2 protein-coding genes are annotated in these 706 nt (G+C 44.5%); both read right to left on the bottom strand.

Going from position 1 to position 706, the window contains the following annotated elements:
- Positions 1 to 37: 37 nt before the first annotated feature.
- Entirely contained in the window at positions 38 to 403 is a 366-nt protein-coding gene (locus tag ACSZO1_RS22630; protein ID WP_437616647.1) for a hypothetical protein, read from the bottom strand.
- A 3-nt stretch (positions 404 to 406) separates the two neighbouring features.
- Positions 407 to 622: a CopG family transcriptional regulator gene (locus ACSZO1_RS22635; RefSeq protein WP_437616649.1), complete on the bottom strand. Its 216-nt coding sequence runs from the start codon at positions 620 to 622 to the stop codon at positions 407 to 409.
- Positions 623 to 706 lie beyond the last annotated feature (84 nt).

Genomic DNA, 706 nt, shown 5'->3' on the forward strand with positions numbered 1-706 from the left:
GGGGCGCTGAACAGCAGGCCACGCAAGTGTCTCGGATTCAGGCAACCGTCTGTGGTGTTTGCAGAGCTAAGATTGGCAGCTTAGCGTTGCACTTCGGAGTTGAATCCGCCTTCTGCTTCTCTTTCAGGCTTTGAGGAAAATAAAAGGACACGATCAACGTGATAAGCGGGAGTACACCTATTTTTATCAGGTCAACCATCTGCCTGATAAGGTCATTCTCTGGAAAGAAAGCAGCAAACACAACAATGGCCATGCTGAACAGAAAAATGAAAAACAGCACCTGTTTAGCCAGAAGTAAGCGATCAGTTTCATTAAGCGTGAGGGTATAACCTTTTTCTTCTTCCTTGATGTCTATTTTTGTTACGCCGGGATGGTGTGACGTAACAAGTTCCATTTTGTCCATTAATTATAATCCTACTATTTCAGATGTGATTTCCTTATCGCCATTATCTTTAACAGTGAAGAATCCAATATGGCGGTTGCGTTTTTTTTCAGCATCGGCAATTGAAAGCAACGTAAAGGCTCTTCTCATCGCTTCAGCTTTGGTCATTCCATTCGCCTGTGCAATCTCTTTCAAACGTTTATCGAGTTCATCTGACAGATCAACTGTGAAACGTGGCATATATCCTCCTGGGCGGATTCAAGTTCGAAGTGCAACGCTAAGCCGCCTGTCTTAACTCTGCAAAGACCACTGAAGGCTGCCGGA

The organism is Erwinia sp. V71 (assembly GCF_965644245.1).
Lineage (GTDB): Bacteria > Pseudomonadota > Gammaproteobacteria > Enterobacterales > Enterobacteriaceae > Erwinia.

Bases quoted from the DNA above. Each gene is read 5' to 3' on its own strand.
- ACSZO1_RS22630 (WP_437616647.1), bottom strand. From the start codon at position 403: ATGGACAAAATGGAACTTGTTACGTCACACCATCCCGGCGTAACAAAA.
- ACSZO1_RS22635 (WP_437616649.1), bottom strand. From the start codon at position 622: ATGCCACGTTTCACAGTTGATCTGTCAGATGAACTCGATAAACGTTTG.